The 14511-nt window shown below is 74.5% G+C and carries 13 protein-coding genes and 2 pseudogenes; 8 read left to right on the forward strand and 7 right to left on the reverse strand.

Annotated elements, in window-relative coordinates:
* Window positions 1-27: 27 nt before the first annotated feature.
* Window positions 28-426, reverse strand: a complete 399-nt coding sequence (locus tag IG02_RS0101195) for a VOC family protein (protein WP_030740444.1) — start codon at window positions 424-426, stop codon at window positions 28-30.
* Window positions 423-725: an ArsR/SmtB family transcription factor gene (locus tag IG02_RS0101200; protein ID WP_030740450.1), complete on the reverse strand. Its 303-nt coding sequence runs from the start codon at window positions 723-725 to the stop codon at window positions 423-425. The genes IG02_RS0101195 and IG02_RS0101200 overlap by 4 nt, the downstream gene beginning before the upstream one ends.
* Before the next feature lie 358 nt (window positions 726-1083).
* Here IG02_RS0101200 and dhaK point away from each other — a divergent pair, with 358 nt between their 5' ends.
* The 5 genes from dhaK (at window position 1084) to IG02_RS0101230 (ending at window position 6758) form a co-directional block, all read left to right on the forward strand.
* Window positions 1084-2076 carry a dihydroxyacetone kinase subunit DhaK gene (gene dhaK, locus IG02_RS0101205; protein WP_030740455.1) on the forward strand — a complete coding sequence of 331 codons (993 nt, stop codon included), beginning with the start codon at window positions 1084-1086 and terminating at the stop codon, window positions 2074-2076.
* Between the two features lie 93 nt (window positions 2077-2169).
* Window positions 2170-2778 (forward strand): dihydroxyacetone kinase subunit DhaL, encoded by a 609-nt coding sequence (dhaL, locus tag IG02_RS0101210; protein WP_030740460.1) that lies wholly within the window; start codon window positions 2170-2172, stop codon window positions 2776-2778.
* Window positions 2775-3185, forward strand: a complete 411-nt coding sequence (locus IG02_RS0101215) for a PTS-dependent dihydroxyacetone kinase phosphotransferase subunit DhaM (RefSeq protein WP_030740463.1) — start codon at window positions 2775-2777, stop codon at window positions 3183-3185. The genes dhaL and IG02_RS0101215 overlap by 4 nt, the downstream gene beginning before the upstream one ends.
* Before the next feature lie 222 nt (window positions 3186-3407).
* Window positions 3408-5006 carry an FAD-dependent oxidoreductase gene (locus IG02_RS42415; RefSeq protein WP_051764268.1) on the forward strand — a complete coding sequence of 533 codons (1599 nt, stop codon included), beginning with the start codon at window positions 3408-3410 and terminating at the stop codon, window positions 5004-5006.
* A 213-nt stretch (window positions 5007-5219) separates the two neighbouring features.
* Window positions 5220-6758, forward strand: coding sequence for an SDR family oxidoreductase (locus IG02_RS0101230; RefSeq protein WP_030740465.1), 1539 nt, complete (start codon window positions 5220-5222; stop codon window positions 6756-6758).
* 98 nt (window positions 6759-6856) lie between these two features.
* Here the strand turns inward: IG02_RS0101230 and IG02_RS0101235 are convergent, their stop codons facing one another.
* Both IG02_RS0101235 and IG02_RS0101240 read right to left on the reverse strand, forming a co-directional pair.
* A complete protein-coding gene (locus IG02_RS0101235; RefSeq protein WP_030740468.1) occupies window positions 6857-7888 on the reverse strand; it encodes a M56 family metallopeptidase in 1032 nt (343 codons plus the stop codon).
* A gap of 301 nt (window positions 7889-8189) precedes the next feature.
* A pseudogene (locus tag IG02_RS0101240) lies at window positions 8190-8585 on the reverse strand (BlaI/MecI/CopY family transcriptional regulator); the annotation flags it as partial.
* 480 nt (window positions 8586-9065) lie between these two features.
* On the opposite strand from IG02_RS0101240, the pseudogene IG02_RS38600 reads away from it, so the two are divergent.
* Window positions 9066-9395: pseudogene (locus IG02_RS38600) on the forward strand (TerD family protein); the annotation flags it as partial.
* 175 nt (window positions 9396-9570) lie between these two features.
* Here IG02_RS38600 and IG02_RS0101250 read toward each other — a convergent pair.
* From IG02_RS0101250 to IG02_RS43770, 3 genes are all read right to left on the reverse strand, one after another.
* Window positions 9571-10935, reverse strand: a complete 1365-nt coding sequence (locus IG02_RS0101250; RefSeq protein WP_078854083.1) for a cation:proton antiporter — start codon at window positions 10933-10935, stop codon at window positions 9571-9573.
* 7 nt (window positions 10936-10942) lie between these two features.
* Window positions 10943-11428, reverse strand: a complete 486-nt coding sequence (locus IG02_RS0101255; protein WP_030740478.1) for a cation:proton antiporter regulatory subunit — start codon at window positions 11426-11428, stop codon at window positions 10943-10945.
* Between the two features lie 426 nt (window positions 11429-11854).
* Complete coding sequence (locus IG02_RS43770; protein ID WP_107055497.1) at window positions 11855-12358, reverse strand: DUF3040 domain-containing protein; 504 nt, start codon at window positions 12356-12358, stop codon at window positions 11855-11857.
* Window positions 12359-12576: 218 nt separating this feature from the next.
* Here IG02_RS43770 and IG02_RS0101265 point away from each other — a divergent pair, with 218 nt between their 5' ends.
* On the forward strand, window positions 12577-13689 hold the full coding sequence (locus IG02_RS0101265) for a HAMP domain-containing sensor histidine kinase (protein WP_078854084.1): 1113 nt from the start codon (window positions 12577-12579) through the stop codon (window positions 13687-13689).
* Window positions 13686-14345, forward strand: coding sequence for a response regulator (locus IG02_RS0101270; protein ID WP_030740486.1), 660 nt, complete (start codon window positions 13686-13688; stop codon window positions 14343-14345). Before IG02_RS0101265 ends, IG02_RS0101270 begins: the two co-directional genes overlap by 4 nt.
* Window positions 14346-14511: the final 166 nt, after the last annotated feature.

Here is a 14511-nt window from a genome sequence, read left to right on the forward strand (position 1 = left end):
CGCGAGCGGCCGCCCCCGCCCGACCGCCTACCGCGACTGCGCCGCGCTCGCGATCTGGATGAGGTTGCCGCAGGTGTCGTCGAAGACGGCGGTGGTGACGGGGCCCATGTCCAGGGGCTCCTGGGTGAAGCGCACGCCGAGGCCGCGCAGGCGCTCGTACTCCGCCGTGACGTCGTCGACGGCGAACTGCGCGAGCGGGATGCCGTCCTTGACGAGCGTGTCGCGGTAGGTCGCGACGATCGGGTGGCCGGCGGGTTCCAGGAGGAGTTCGGTACCGCCGGGCTCCTCGGGCGAGACGAGGGTCAGCCACCGGTCCTTCTCGCCCACCGGGACGTCGTGCTTCTTCACGAAGCCGAGGATCTCGGTGTAGAAGCGCAGGGCCTTGGCCTGGTCGTCGACGAAGACGCTGGTCAAGTGGATCTTCATGGGGCGCTCTCCTTCGGTCCCGACGTGCCGGGTACGAGCCATCGCTCGGCGATCTGCCGCAGCGGACCTGTGTTCAGGTCGTGGAACTTGCAGCGGCCCTCCCGCCTGGTCTCGACGAGCCCGGCGGCCTCCAGCACGGCGAGGTGCTGGGAAACCGCCTGGCGCGAGATGCCGAGCCGGTGCTTCATGCTCAGCCGCGAGCAGATCTCGAACAGCGTCTGTCCGGACTTCTCCGTGAGCTCGTCGAGGATGGTCCGGCGGGTGGGGTCGGCCAATGCTTTGAACAGGTCGTCGGCCACGACCACAGGATAGGCAACCACTCACTTGCCTATCAAGCGGAGGCGGGCCGGCCTGTTCCGAGGCGGCCGGTGACCGGCTCCGGGGACCGGCACGCGGCCCGCCCCGCGATCACGTCGTAGGCCGTGCCACTTGGTCGGGTTCGATCGATACTGGAGCTGGGCGGCCGATCGCCGCGCCGTACCGCCGCACAGGAAGCTGACCACTCATCAGGCATGGTCGGTACGAGGTCGGCCTCAATTCCGCCGGGCCCCGCTCCGACTCACCGGGAACAACCAAGATCACGAAGCATCCATACGCGATCCGACCTGTGGAAACGCCGGTCGGAGGCGCGGCTGCTCACCAACCTGGGAGGCACCCTTGAAGTCGCTGATCAATGTGCCCGAGACCGTGGTCGCCGATGCGCTGCGGGGCCTCGCCGCCGCGCATCCCGGGCTCGCGGTCGACGTGGACAACCGGGTGGTGGTACGGCGAGACGCGCCGGTCGCCGGCAAGGTGGGCCTCGTCTCCGGGGGCGGGTCCGGGCACGAGCCGTTGCACGGCGGGTTCGTCGGGCCCGGGATGCTCTCCGCCGCCTGCCCCGGTGAGGTCTTCACCTCCCCCGTGCCCGACCAGATGGTCCGGGCGGCGGCGGCCGTCGACAGCGGGTCCGGGGTCCTGTTCGTCGTCAAGAACTACACCGGTGACGTCCTGAACTTCGACATGGCCGCCGAGCTGGCCGAGGACGAGGGTATCCAGGTCGCGAAAGTGCTGGTCAACGACGATGTGGCGGTGACGGACAGCCTGTACACGGCGGGGCGGCGCGGCACCGGCGCGACTCTGTTCGTCGAGAAGCTGGCAGGAGCGGCCGCCGAGGAGGGGGCGCCGCTGGAGCGGGTCGAGGCGATCGGCCGGCAGGTGAACGAGCGCGCGCGGAGCTTCGGCGTGGCGCTGACCGCCGTCACCACGCCCGCCAAGGGGAGCCCCACCTTCGACCTCCCCGAGGGCGAGCTCGAACTGGGCATCGGCATCCACGGCGAGCCCGGCCGCGAGCGGCGCGCCATGATGACCGCGCGCGAGATCGCCGACTACGCCGTGGACGTGGTGCTGGCGGACCTGCGGCCCACCGGCCCGGTCCTGGTACTGGTCAACGGGATGGGCGGGACACCGCTGCTGGAGCTGTACGGGTTCAACGCGGAGGTCCGGCGGGTCCTGGACGAACGCGGCGTCGTGGTGGCCCGTACCCTCGTCGGCAACTATGTGACCTCGCTCGACATGGCGGGCTGCTCGGTGACGCTCTGCCAGGTCGACGAGGAGCTGCTGCGGCTGTGGGACGCGCCGGTCGAGACCCCCGCGCTCCGCTGGGGCCGTTGAGCACGCTCCGGAAGGGGCAGGTGTCGTGGCGGAGCGGCCGGAGAACGGCCCACGGGGAGAGGAGATCACGTGACCGACCAGAATGGCGGCCCGGTGCTGGACACCGCCTTCTTCCGTCGCTGGCTGGCCGCCATGGCCGCCGCGGTGGAGCGTGCGGCGGACCGGCTCACCGAGCTGGACTCGGCGATCGGGGACGCCGACCACGGCAGCAACCTCCAGCGCGGTTTCCGGGCCGTGACGACGGCCCTGGAGAAGGACGCCCCGGCCGCCCCCGGCGCCGTCCTGACACTGGCGGGACGGCAGCTCATCTCCACGGTGGGCGGGGCGTCCGGGCCGCTGTACGGAACGCTGCTGCGGCGGGCGGGCAAGGCGCTCGGGGATGCCGCCGAGGTGACGCAGGCGGAGCTGGCCGAGGCCTTGCGGGCCGGCGTCGCCGGGGTCGCGCAGCTGGGCGGGGCGAAGGCCGGGGACAAGACGATGCTGGACGCGCTGGAGCCCGCGGCCGAGGCGCTCGGCACGTCGTTCGCGGCGGCGGCCGAGGCGGCGGACCGGGGCGCGCTCGCCACCGTACCCCTGCTGGCGCGCAAGGGCAGGGCGAGTTATCTGGGCGAGCGGAGCATCGGGCACCAGGACCCCGGTGCCACGTCGTCCGCCCTGCTGATCACCACCCTCGCGGCGACGGCGGAGGAGGCGGCCCGATGAACACCGGGGCTCCGGTCGGGATCGTGCTCGTCTCGCACAGCGGACCGGTGGCCACGGCCGTCGCCGAGCTGGCGCGCGGGCTGGCGGGCGGCGGGACGACGGCCCCGGTGGCCGCGGCGGGGGGCACTCCGGACGGCGGACTGGGGACCAGCGCCGAGCTGATCTCGGCGGCGGCCGAGGAGGTGGACCGAGGTGCGGGGGTCGCCATCCTGGTGGACCTCGGCAGCGCCGTACTGACGGTGAAGGCGCTGCTCGCCGAGGGGGACGAGCTGCCACAGGGCGCGCGGCTGCTGGACGCGCCCTTCGTGGAGGGAGCGGTCGCCGCCCTGGTCGCGGCGTCGGCGGGGGCGGACCTGGACGCGGTGGAAGCGGCGGCGTCGGAGGCGTACCAGTACCGCAAGGAGTGAGGGGTCCTTTCACTGTGCCCGTCCGGGTCGCGCCGGCCGCCCCGGACGCGGCACCACGACTCGAACACGCCTCGAACGTGGCCGGAACGACGCGAAGTCGCCGTGTTCCCGCACCGTCGTCACCGGGATACTGAACGTCACGGATCAGTGGCGGCGACGGCACCGGCACGGACGGCGACGGCACGGCGTCCGCCGGGCGGCGCGGGACCCGGAGGGACAGGCATGGCGGACACGGCAGGCGCGGGGACCGGCACGACCGCCTCTCGCGACGGCGCGCACCACTCCTCCGGCCGGCACGGACGCCATGCCGTCGTCGTCGGTGGCGGTCCGGCGGCGCTGCTGACGGCCCGCGTGCTCGCTTCGCACGCCGACCGGGTCACGCTCGTCGAGCGTGACCGCCTGCCCGACGGGCCCGAGCCCCGGGCGGGCGTTCCGCAGAGCCGGCACAACCATGTCCTGCTGGAAGGCGGCCAGCGGGCGCTGGAGAAGCTGCTCCCCGGGATCGTCGGGGAGTTGCGCGAGCACGGGGCGCCGCGCGTCGGCATGCCCGACGACCTCGTGCAGTGGCAGGACCACCACTTCTACCGGCGCACGCCCGCGACCGCGCATCTGCTGACCGGGTCCCGGCCGCTCCTGGAGTGGCTGGTGCGGCGCCGTGTGCTGGCCGACCCGCGGATCACGGTGGTGGAGGGCACCGAGGTGGTGGGCCTGGTCGGCGACGCCGCACGGGTCAGGGGCGTGCGGGTGCGCGAGCGCGGCGCGGGAACGCACCAGGACGTGCGGGAGCTGACCGCCGACCTGGTGGTCGACGCCTCCGGGCGGGGCTCGCGGGCCCCGGAGTGGCTGGCGGCCATCGGCGCGGACGTCCCCCACGAGGAGACGATCGACGCGGGTCTCGCCTACGCGACGCGGATGTACCGGGGCCCGGCGGACCGGCCCGGCGCCCCTGGGCCGTCGGCCCCGGCCGGGACTCGGCACGCGACGGACCCGGCGGGCGCGGGCGGCACACCCGGCGCACCAGCCGCGGCCAACACCTCCGACGCCGACGGCACACCCGGCGCACCCGGCACGGACGGCACGGACGGCGGCGGCGACCCCGACGCGGTGGACTGCGTCGGCTACTACTTCGTCCCGGGCCGGGACGAGGCACGGGGAGCCGTCGTCCTGCCCATCGAGGGTGGCCGGTACCTCGTCACGCTCTCCGGGCTGCGGGGCAGTGAACCGCCCGCGGACGAGACCGCGTTCACCGACTTCGCGGCGCGGCTGCCGCACCCGTTGGTGCACGACTGGCTGTTGAAGGCGGAACCGGAGTCCGCGGTGCACGCGTTCCGCTCGACGTCCGACGTCCGCCGCCGGTACGACCGCCCTGGGCGCCGCCCGGCCGGTTTCCTCGCCACGGGCGACGCCCTGTGCTGCGTCAACCCGGTGTACGGACAGGGGTTGACGGTGGCCGCGTTCGGTGCGCTGGCGCTGCGCGACGCGCTGGCGGACCCGCGCCGTACGCCGACGACGCGACGCGTGCAGCGCGCGCTGTCGCGGGCCGCGCGGCAGGCGTGGGACATCGCCTCGGGTGCCGACCGGGTCCTGCCGGGCGCGCGGGGGGACGCGCTCCGGCTACGGCCGGCGGACCGGCCCGCGGCCTGGTACCTGGGCAGGGTGCAGCGGCGCGCCCCGGGCGACCCGGTCGTGGGGGCCGCCTTCCGGTCCTTCCTCGCGCTGAAGGAGCCGGGGTCGGTGCTCTTCGCGCCGCGGGTGGCCCGCGCGGTGCTGTTCGGCCCGGTCCGGCCGGCCCCGACCGGGCCCCAGGCACGACGGGAGTAGCGGGCGGGGAGCGGACGGGAGCGGCGCGGGCGGACCAGGGCCGGGCCCAGGACAGCGGCAGCGGCAGCGGCAGCCGGCCCACGTCCGGCGCACTGCGGCTGCCGGCACACGGCTGCCGGACTGCGGCCCGGCCCCGCCTTGCCGGTGCGGCGCGCCGGGCCCACGCTCGTGGTGGGGGCTCGTGCGGGGTGGGACACCGCGAAGGAGTGTTGTATGACGGCGTCGGACACACCCGGCGGGAGCCCGGGGAACGGACGGCAGGGCACCCGGTGTCTGGTCACCGGGGCCACCGGATACATCGGCGGCCGGCTCGTCCCCGAGCTGTTGGACGCGGGATACGCGGTGCGCTGTCTCGCCCGTACGCCCGGCAAACTGCGCGACCACCCCTGGGCGGGCCGGGTGGAGGCGGTACGCGGCGACGTGACCGACGCCGCGTCGGTCGGCGAGGCGATGGCCGGGATCGACGTGGCGTACTACCTGGTGCACTCGCTCGGCACGGGGAAGGACTTCGCGGCCGCGGACCGCCGCGGGGCCCGCGTCTTCGCCGAACGGGCCAGGGCCGCGGGCGTGCGCCGGGTCGTCTACCTCGGCGCGCTCACCCCCGCCGGAGTACCGGAACGGGAGCTGTCGCCGCACCTGCGCTCCCGCGCGGAGGTCGGCCGGATCCTGCTCGGCTCGGGCGTACCGACCGTGGTGCTCCGGGCCGCCGTCATCATCGGCTCCGGCTCGGCGTCCTTCGAGATGCTGCGCCATCTGACCGAGCGGCTGCCGGTGATGGTGACGCCCAGCTGGGTGCGGACGGCCCTCCAGCCGATCGCCGTACGGGATGTGCTGCGGTACCTCGTGGGCTGCGCGCGACTGCCGGACGACGTCTGCCGCGCGTTCGACATCGGCGGCCCCGACATCCTCACCTACCGGGACATGATGCGGCGCTATGCGGCGGTGGCGGGGCTGCCCCGGCGGGTCATCCTGCCCGTACCGGTCCTCACCCCCGGGCTCTCCAGCCTCTGGATCGGCCTGGTGACGCCCGTGCCCTCCGCCATCGCCCGGCCGCTGGCGGAGTCCCTGCGCCATGAGGTGGTCTGCCGCGAGCGGGACATCGCGCGGTGGATCCCGGACCCGCCGGGCGGACGCACCGGCTTCGACCAGGCGGTGGCACTGGCGCTGCGGCGCGTCCAGGAGGCGCGGGTGGCCACCCGCTGGTCGTCCGCCGCCGTCCCCGGAGCGCCGAGCGATCCACTGCCCACCGACCCCGACTGGGCCGGCGGCAGCCTCTACGCGGACCGGCGCGAGATGACCGTGGAGGCCACGCGCGAGACGCTGTGGCGGGTGATCGAGGGCATCGGCGGGGAGCACGGCTGGTACTCCTTCCCCCTGGCCTGGACCGTACGGGGGTGGCTCGACCGGCTGCTGGGCGGCGTCGGGCTGCGCCGGGGCAGGCGGGACGCGCAGCGGCTGCGGGTCGGCGACTCGCTGGACTTCTGGCGGGTGGAGGAGATCGAACCGGGCAGGCTGCTGCGGCTGCGCGCGGAGATGCGGCTGCCGGGGCTCGCCTGGCTGGAGCTGCGCGCGGACCCGGACGGCGCCGGCCGGACCGTGCTGCGGCAGCGGGCGCTGTTCCATCCGCGGGGGCTGCTGGGGCACGCCTACTGGTGGGCGGTGTGGCCGTTCCACTCGGCGGTGTTCGGGGGGATGGCCCGCAACATCGCCCGCGCGGCGGGACCGGCCGCGCCGCGGCGCGTCAGGGAGTGAGCTCCTGGGAACGCGCCCGGCACGGCCCGGCGGGGCCCACCGTTCGCGGTGCGCTCCCCCTGGGGGCCACCGTCCGCGGCGCGGCCCGCCGGGCCGGGTCAGAGGGGCGTGCCCGCCTTGAGCAGCAGGAAGAGCGTGACCGTCGCGTTCGCCGAGGACAGCGCCGAGCCGAGTGTCCCGGCGGCGGCCGTCCAGACGGCCAGCCCCACCGCCGTGAACACGGAGGGCCAGCTGACGGCGGACGGCGCGGGGCCCAGCAGCGCGGCCACCCGGCGCGGGACCGGACCGGCCGCCGGGGCGGCGAATCCGGCCAGCGTGGGGGCGGGGGTGCCCCGCGAGACGAGTGCGGCCTTGCCGATGGCGCGTGCCAGGACCGTACGATTCCCGGTGACGCCCGCCGCGTCCTCGTCCGCCCAGCGCTCCGTCGTGTACGCCACCGCCGTACGCAACGGGCGCAGCAGCGGGTTGGCCCGCGCGGCCAGCCGGACGGCCAGCAGGAACCGGTGGTGGTGCCCGTCGAGATGAGCCCTCTCGTGCGCGACCAGCGCCTCCTGCTCGTGGGCGTCGAGACAGGCGAGCATGGCCGTGGACACCACGATCCAGCCGCCGGGTCCGGCGTCGGCGTCCGGATCCTGGGCGCCTCCGGCAGGGCGGGCACGGCGCCGGGTGAACAGCCGGCCGGGCCCGGGGAACGGTATCGACCGCGCCCGTGGCAGCGCGTAGGCGTAGGGCTGGTCGTCGACCAGGACGGCCGGCTCGCCCTCGGGCAGTCCGCCCAGGGCCTGCCGGGCCCGTCGCCGCACCCGGCGGTGGTGGCAGGCGGCGGTCGTGCAACCGACGGCGACGGCCGCGAGGGCGACCATCGCCGCCTTGCCGGCGATCTCGTCGTACGGAACGGCCTCCCGTACCTCGGGGTCGGACCAGCCGTCGGGCAGCGGATTGCCGGGCAGTTGGGCGGTGCCGACCACGACCAGCAACCCCAGGCAGAGCGTGCTGCACGTCGCGAGGACACAGGCCAGCACCGAGAGCAGCCGGGTCGCCAGGCGCGGGTGGAGATGCTGTTCGGCCAGGCGAGCGATGGGCAGCGCGGTGAGCGGCAGAACGAGCGGCAGGAAAACGAACATGCCCACGCCGTCAGCCCTCCGATCCGGCCGGGCCGCCGGCCCGGCGCGCCCCGTCGCCGGTTCCCCGGCCGCCTCGCCGGTCGCCCTCACGGCTCTCGTGGCGACCGGGCCTGTCGGCGGGCGCGCGGCCGTCGGCCGGGTCGTGGTGTCCGCCGGACGTCGCGGACGTCGCGGACGTCGCGGACGGCACGGTCGTCGCGGGGCCGCCGGCTCCGCGCGGGGAGTTCGCGTCGCGGTGCCCGTACGGGCCGTCCGCGCCGACCGCCCCCTGCCGCGCCCAGGAGCCTCCGCCCGGGGGCGGGCCCACCGGCGCGTCCTCGGGCAGGCCCAGCAGATCGCGCAGCAGCCGTTCGTCGTCCGGGGAGAGCGCGGTGACGAAACGGGTCAGGACCGCCTCGCGGTCCGCCTCGCCGTCCAGCACCTTGCGCATCCGCAGCGCCGCGAGCCCCGCCTCGTCCGACGAGGCCCGCCACTCGAATGAGCGCCCGGTCCGCTCCCGGGTGACCACGTGCTTGGCGTGCAGTCGGGTCAGGATGGTCATCACCGTCGTGTACGCGAGATCCCCGCCGAGGCGCTCCTGCACCCAGGCGGCCGTGACGGGGCCCGGGGCCCTGCTCAGCTCGGCGAGGACCTGCGATTCCAACTCGCCCTGGCCGCGCCGGCGAGGGCGCTCGTCCGGATCCGGGCCGCCGTGCGTCCTCACGTTGTGTCCCTCACGTGTCTCTCCCTCCGGCCGGGCCGTCGCCGCGCGTACCGGCACCTGTTCGGCGGATCCTCGCAGATCGGCCCGCGGCGCGGGACCTCGTGCGGCGGCGGACCGGCGCCCTCGACGGGCCGGTCGTACGCGCATGCCCCCGACACCCCCATCGCCCCCGACCACGCGGCCCGAGCGCCGACGTGCCGCCCGCCACGGCGGTGGCTGTCGGTGGCTTCGGCGGCTCCGCCGCGGGCGCCGACGCGTGCGCGACGGCCACGGGGATCCCCCCGCCCCGCTGTCCGGGCGGACCGCGGCGCCGCTTTCGCGGCATGCCCCGGCCCCATGGTACTGAGCACCGCCACCGCCCCGCTCACTCGTGCGCGCGATCCGCACCGATCGCCCGGTGCGGTCCCGCGCCGACTACTTCTACAGTGCTGTAGATTTTAATCCCGATCACCGGCACGACTCGGCTCAGGAGGAGCAATCGTGGGAGTTTCCCTGTCCAAAGGCGGCAATGTCTCGCTCACCAAGGAGGCACCGGGCCTGACGGCGGTCGTCGTGGGCCTCGGCTGGGACGTCCGGACGACGACCGGCACCGACTACGACCTGGACGCCAGCGCCCTGCTGTGCGACGAGAACGGCAAAGTCGGCTCCAACGAGCACTTCGTCTTCTACAACAACCTGACCAGCCCGGACGGTTCGGTGCAGCACACCGGCGACAACCTGACCGGTGAGGGCGAGGGCGACGACGAGACCATCAAGGTCGACCTGGCGACCGTCCCGGCCCAGGTGTCGAAGATCGTCTTCCCGGTCTCCGGGCCAGGGTTACGCCTCGGGGCTCTCCGGGATCGCCGCGGACTTCGGCGTCAGCGTCTGACGCGTCCGGCGGCGCCGGCGCGTCAGGGATCGTACGACTGTGGGGCACAGGGCCGGACCCTGTGCCCCACGGTCATGCGCGAGGGAGTCGTGCGCGAGGGTGCGCCCCGTTCGCTCAGCCCTGGCGGCGCGTGGCGCCGTCCGGTTCCTTGGCCTCCCGAGCGGCCGGCGCGTCGGAGGCGTCCCGCACGCCCTCCGGGTCCACGACGGCGTGCGCCTCCGGCTCCGTCCGTTCCCGCGCCCCGGGCCCGGAGACCTCGGGGGCGCCGACCGCGGCGGCGGCCGCGCCGGCGCCCGCCGGGCCACCGGCCACCGCGGCGGCGGGCGCCGACCGGCCGAACAGCCGCCTGCCCAGGGGCTCGGTCCAGCGCGCCGCCAGCGGGCCGAGGATCACGAGTATCAGGACGTACGCCGTGGCGAGCGGACCGATCCGCGGCTCCACCCCCACCGCGAGCCCGGCGATGACGATGGAGAACTCGCCACGCGCCACCAGGGTCCCGCCCGTACGCCACCGGCCCGCCGTCCGCACCCCGGCCCGCTTGGCCGCGTACCAGCCGGTGCCGATCTTCGTCACGGTCGTGACCGCGGCCAGGAGGAGGGCGGGCAGCAGCACCGGCGGAATGGCGGCCGGATCGGTGTTCAGCCCGAAGAAGACGAAGAAGACGGCCGCGAAGAGGTCCCGCAGCGGGGCCAGCAGGTTGTGCGCGCCCTCGGCGACCTCGCCGGAGAGCGCGATACCGACGAGGAAGGCGCCGACGGCCGCGGAGACCTGGAGTTCCTGGGCGACTCCGGCGACCAGGACGGTCAGCCCGAGGACCACCAGGAGCAGCATCTCCGGGTTGTCGGAGGAGACCGCGCGGCTGATGAGGCGGCCGTGCCGCAGCGCGAGGTAGAGGACGGCGCCGACCGTGCCGAGCGAGATCAGCAGCGTGAGGCTGCCGCCGGCGAGGCTGAGCCCGGCGAGCAGGGCCGTGAGCAGCGGCAGGTAGACGGCCATCGCCAGGTCCTCGATGACCAGGACGCCGAGGATGACGGGCGTCTCGCGGTTGCCGAGCCGGCCGAGGTCGCCGAGGACCTTGGCGATCACGCCGGAGGAGGAGATCCAGGTGACGCCCGCCAGGGCCACCGCGGCGACCGGGCCCCAGCCCAGGATCAGCGCGGCGGCGGCGCCGGGCACCGCGTTCAGGACGAAGTCGACGATGCCGGAGGGGTACTGGGTCTTGAGGTTCGTGACCAGTTCCGAAGCGCTGTACTCCAGGCCCAGCAGGAGCAGCAGCAGGATGACGCCGATCTCCGCGCCGGTGGCGATGAACTCCTCACTGGCGTTGAGGGGGATCAGCCCGCCATGGCCGAAGGCGAGTCCGGCGAGCAGGTAGAGCGGGATGGCGGAGAAGCCCACTCGACCGGCGAGCCGGCCGAGTATCCCGAGACCCAGGATGATGGCCCCGAGTTCGATGAGCAGAGCGGTGGTGTCGTGCACGGGACCGTTATCCTCCGGTGATCAGTTCGGCGACGGCGTCCACGCCTTCCCGGGTGCCGACGACGACGAGGGTGTCGCCCAGCGCGAAGCGGAAGTCCGGAGTGGGCGAGGGGAAGGCGTCGGTACGGCGCAGGACGGCGACGATGGAGGCGCCGGTACGGCTGCGGACCTGGGTGTCGCCCAGCGTGCGGCCGACGTACGGGGACCGCTTCGTGACCGGGATGTGCTCGGTGAGCAGGTCGATCTCCAGGTGCTGGTGCAGATGCGCAACGGGGTCGGGCACCAGGAGTTTGGAGAGCGCGGTGGCCTCGTGCGGGGCGAGGGCCGCGGCGTCCCGGCAGTCGTCGTCGTCCTCGGGATCGTGGAACGCGAGGATGCGCCGTCCGTCCTGGTGCACGACGACCGACAGGTGCTTGCCTGTTTCCGTGTTCAGGTCGTAGCGGGTACCGACCCCGGGCAGGGTGGTCTTGCTGACGTGAGCGGGGTGCTCCATAGGAAAACGCTCCATGCGGGCGAACGTGAGGGTGTGAGGGCCGGGCGGCCGGGGGCAGGGCCCGAAGGCCATGAGCGGGCGGGGTCCGGACAGCGCTGTGCCACCGTCCGCCGGGGGACGGTGTGCCACCGTCTGATACGGCGCGTCCGCGTCATGCGCCGCGGGAGAGCACGGTTAAGGGCACCCGCGACGGGGCCGACTCCGTGTCAGCGGCGCGGCCGTGGACGGACGGCGAGGGTGTGCGCGTAGGAACCGCCCCCTCAGAACCGCGTTTCGACCGACCGCCCGTATGAGTAATGGGCGCGCCAAACGCAAGGACTCCTTGGGCACCCTAACGTCATCTTAACGCAAAATAAAATATGCCGATCATACCTTATGGGGCTGTTCACCCCGTAAGGTCCCCGCTCGTTCGGCCTCGTCAGCCGCTCAGAAGCGCGGCGGAGCGCCCCGCCCGTACTGGCCTCGGTCCGGGTCGAAGAGATGGGCCGCCAGCCCGGCCAGCACCAGCCCGGCCGCGATGAGCAGGCCGTGGCTCACGGCGACGCCCAGGGCGAACCCGCCGAGCGCGACGGCCAGCAGCAGCCAGGCCCACCCGTGGCGGTACTCACGCGGGCGGCAGGGCACGCCGGCCTGAAAGGCCTCGGCGAAGCGGGGGTCGTCCCGGCGCAGTCGCTCGGCCACCTCGGCGAGCCGCCGGTCTTCCGGCGAACACCGGTCCTCGGGAGAGTGCCCGTCCCGGGCGTAGTGCCCTCCTTGGGCAGGGCGCGGGCCCTGTGCACGGTGCCGGTCCTGGGCACGGTGGCCGTCCTGGGCACGGTGGCCGTCCTGGGCACGGTGGCCGTCCTGGGCACGGTGGCCGTCCCGCGGGGGCCGACCGCTCCCCTGGGGCACCTGGTCCTCGTGGGGCCCTCGCTCGTCCTGGGCAGCCATGGGACACCTCCCTCTCGGTCCGGTCACCGGCACGGTCCGCCGTACCACCACGGTCCTGTGTGCACCGGGCCGACCGCCATAGGTGGGAACACCCAAATCCGGGTGCGGACGACACGCATTCACCGACCGTGCCGCGCTCCGACCGGGGGCGGCTGTCGGGCCGGGCCCGGCCGCCGGGCGATAGTGGAGGGCGCGTCAACCTGGAGGAGGCCCACTCCGTGTCCCTGTTCTGGCGGATCTTTCTGCTCAACGCCGCCGTGCTGTTCGCGGCGACCGCCCTGCTGCTGCTCGGCCCCGTCACCGTCTCGGCTCCCGTCCTGCTCACCGAGGCCCTCATCATGGCCCTCGGCCTGGTGGCCATGCTCGTCGCCAACGCCGCGCTGCTCCGGGTCGGACTCGCTCCGCTGCAACGGCTCACGCGTGCCATGACGACGACGGACCTGTTGCGCCCCGGCCGCCGGCCCGCGGTCTCGGGGCATGCCGAGATCGCCGGGCTGATCAGGACGTTCAACACGATGCTCGACCGGCTGGAGGCCGAACGCGCGGCCAGCAGCGGGCTGGCCCTCTCGGCCCAGGAGGCCGAACGCCGCAGGATCGCCCAGGAGTTGCACGACGAGATCGGCCAGACCCTGACGGCGGTGCTGCTCGAGCTGAAACGGGTCGCCGACCGGGCGCCCGCGCCGCTGCGGGACGAGCTGCGCCAAGTGCAGGAGACGACCCGCGGCAGCCTGGACGAGATCCGCCGTATCGCCCGCCGCCTCCGCCCCGGGGTACTGGAGGAACTGGGCCTGATCAGCGCGCTCAGGGCGCTGACGCCCGAACTCACCGAACACTCCGGGCTCACGGTCCGGCACGCGTTCGACAGCGGCCTGCCGGCCCTCGGCCCGGACGTGGAACTCGTGCTCTACCGCGTCGCCCAGGAAGGTCTCACCAACATCGTCCGGCACGCGGACGCGCGCCACGCGGACCTCGCGCTGCGGCGCACGCCCGGCGGGGTGGAGCTGTCCCTGGCCGACGACGGCCGCGGTATCGGCACGGCCGTGGAGGGCGCGGGGATCCGCGGCATGCGGGAGCGGGCCCTGCTCATCGGGGCCGATGTCTTCGTGGGCGGGAGGCCGGGGGGAGCCGCCGGAACCGAGGTGCGGCTACGGGTTCCCGTCGGGAGCGGGCCCGGGGCCGCGGACGGAGCCGGCGGCCGGAGCCCGGACGGGACCAACGGGCCCCCGGGCGGGGCCGGGTACGGGATCCCGGGCGGGAACAGGACCGGGCAGGAGATCCCGGGCGGGGACGCGACCGCGGGCGGCGGCGGGAAAGGGAGCGAGAGCGGATGACCGGGACGGCACAGACCCGCATCCTGCTGGCGGACGACCACGCCCTGGTGCGCCGTGGCGTGCGCCTCATCCTCGACAACGAACCTGACCTGACGGTCGTCGCCGAGGCGGGCGACGGCGCCGAGGCCCTCGAACTGGCCCGCGCCCACCGCCCCGACCTGGCGATCCTGGACATCGCGATGCCCCGGCTGACCGGGCTCCAGGCGGCGCGCGAACTGTCGCGGCTCCAGCCCGGCGTACGCATCCTGATGCTGACGATGTACGACAACGAGCAGTATTTCTTCGAGGCGTTGAAGGCGGGCGCGAGCGGGTACGTCCTGAAGTCGGTCGCCGACCGGGACCTGTTGGAGGCGTGCCGGGCCGCGATGCGCGACGAGCCGTTCCTCTACCCCGGGGCGGTCACGGCCCTCATCCGGAACTACCTCGACCGGGTACGGCGCGGCGAAGGCGTCCCGGACAACGCGCTCACCCCGCGCGAGGAGGAGATCCTCAAGCTCGTCGCCGAGGGCCACACCTCCAAGGAGATCGCGGGCATCCTGCACATCAGCGACCGGACCGTGGAGCGGCACCGCGCCAATCTCCTCCAGAAGCTGGGCCTGCGGGACCGGCTGGAGCTCACGCGGTACGCGATCCGGGCCGGCCTGATCGAGCCCTGACGCCCGCCTGACGGCCGCTCCGGCAGCACACCCGGCACACCGCTTCGACGGCTCTCCGGCAGCCCGTCCGCACGCCGGCCCGGTGGCCCGTCCCACGCGCCGCCGACGGCCGGTCCGATGAGATCCGGGCCACGGTACGCGTCCGGGCCGTCCGAGCTGGGCAGAC

This window comes from Streptomyces sp. NRRL F-5135 (assembly GCF_000719775.1).
GTDB classification, from domain to species: Bacteria; Actinomycetota; Actinomycetes; order Streptomycetales; family Streptomycetaceae; genus Streptomyces; species Streptomyces hebeiensis.

Excerpts from the sequence above, each read along its gene's own strand:
- IG02_RS0101195 (WP_030740444.1), bottom strand. The coding sequence starts at position 426 with ATGAAGATCCACTTGACCAGCGTCTTCGTCGACGACCAGGCCAAGGCC.
- IG02_RS0101215 (WP_030740463.1), top strand. The coding sequence starts at position 2,775 with ATGAACACCGGGGCTCCGGTCGGGATCGTGCTCGTCTCGCACAGCGGA.
- IG02_RS42415 (WP_051764268.1), top strand. The coding sequence starts at position 3,408 with ATGGCGGACACGGCAGGCGCGGGGACCGGCACGACCGCCTCTCGCGAC.
- IG02_RS0101230 (WP_030740465.1), top strand. The coding sequence starts at position 5,220 with ATGACGGCGTCGGACACACCCGGCGGGAGCCCGGGGAACGGACGGCAG.
- IG02_RS0101255 (WP_030740478.1), bottom strand. The coding sequence starts at position 11,428 with ATGGAGCACCCCGCTCACGTCAGCAAGACCACCCTGCCCGGGGTCGGT.
- IG02_RS43770 (WP_107055497.1), bottom strand. The coding sequence starts at position 12,358 with ATGGCTGCCCAGGACGAGCGAGGGCCCCACGAGGACCAGGTGCCCCAG.
- IG02_RS0101270 (WP_030740486.1), top strand. The coding sequence starts at position 13,686 with ATGACCGGGACGGCACAGACCCGCATCCTGCTGGCGGACGACCACGCC.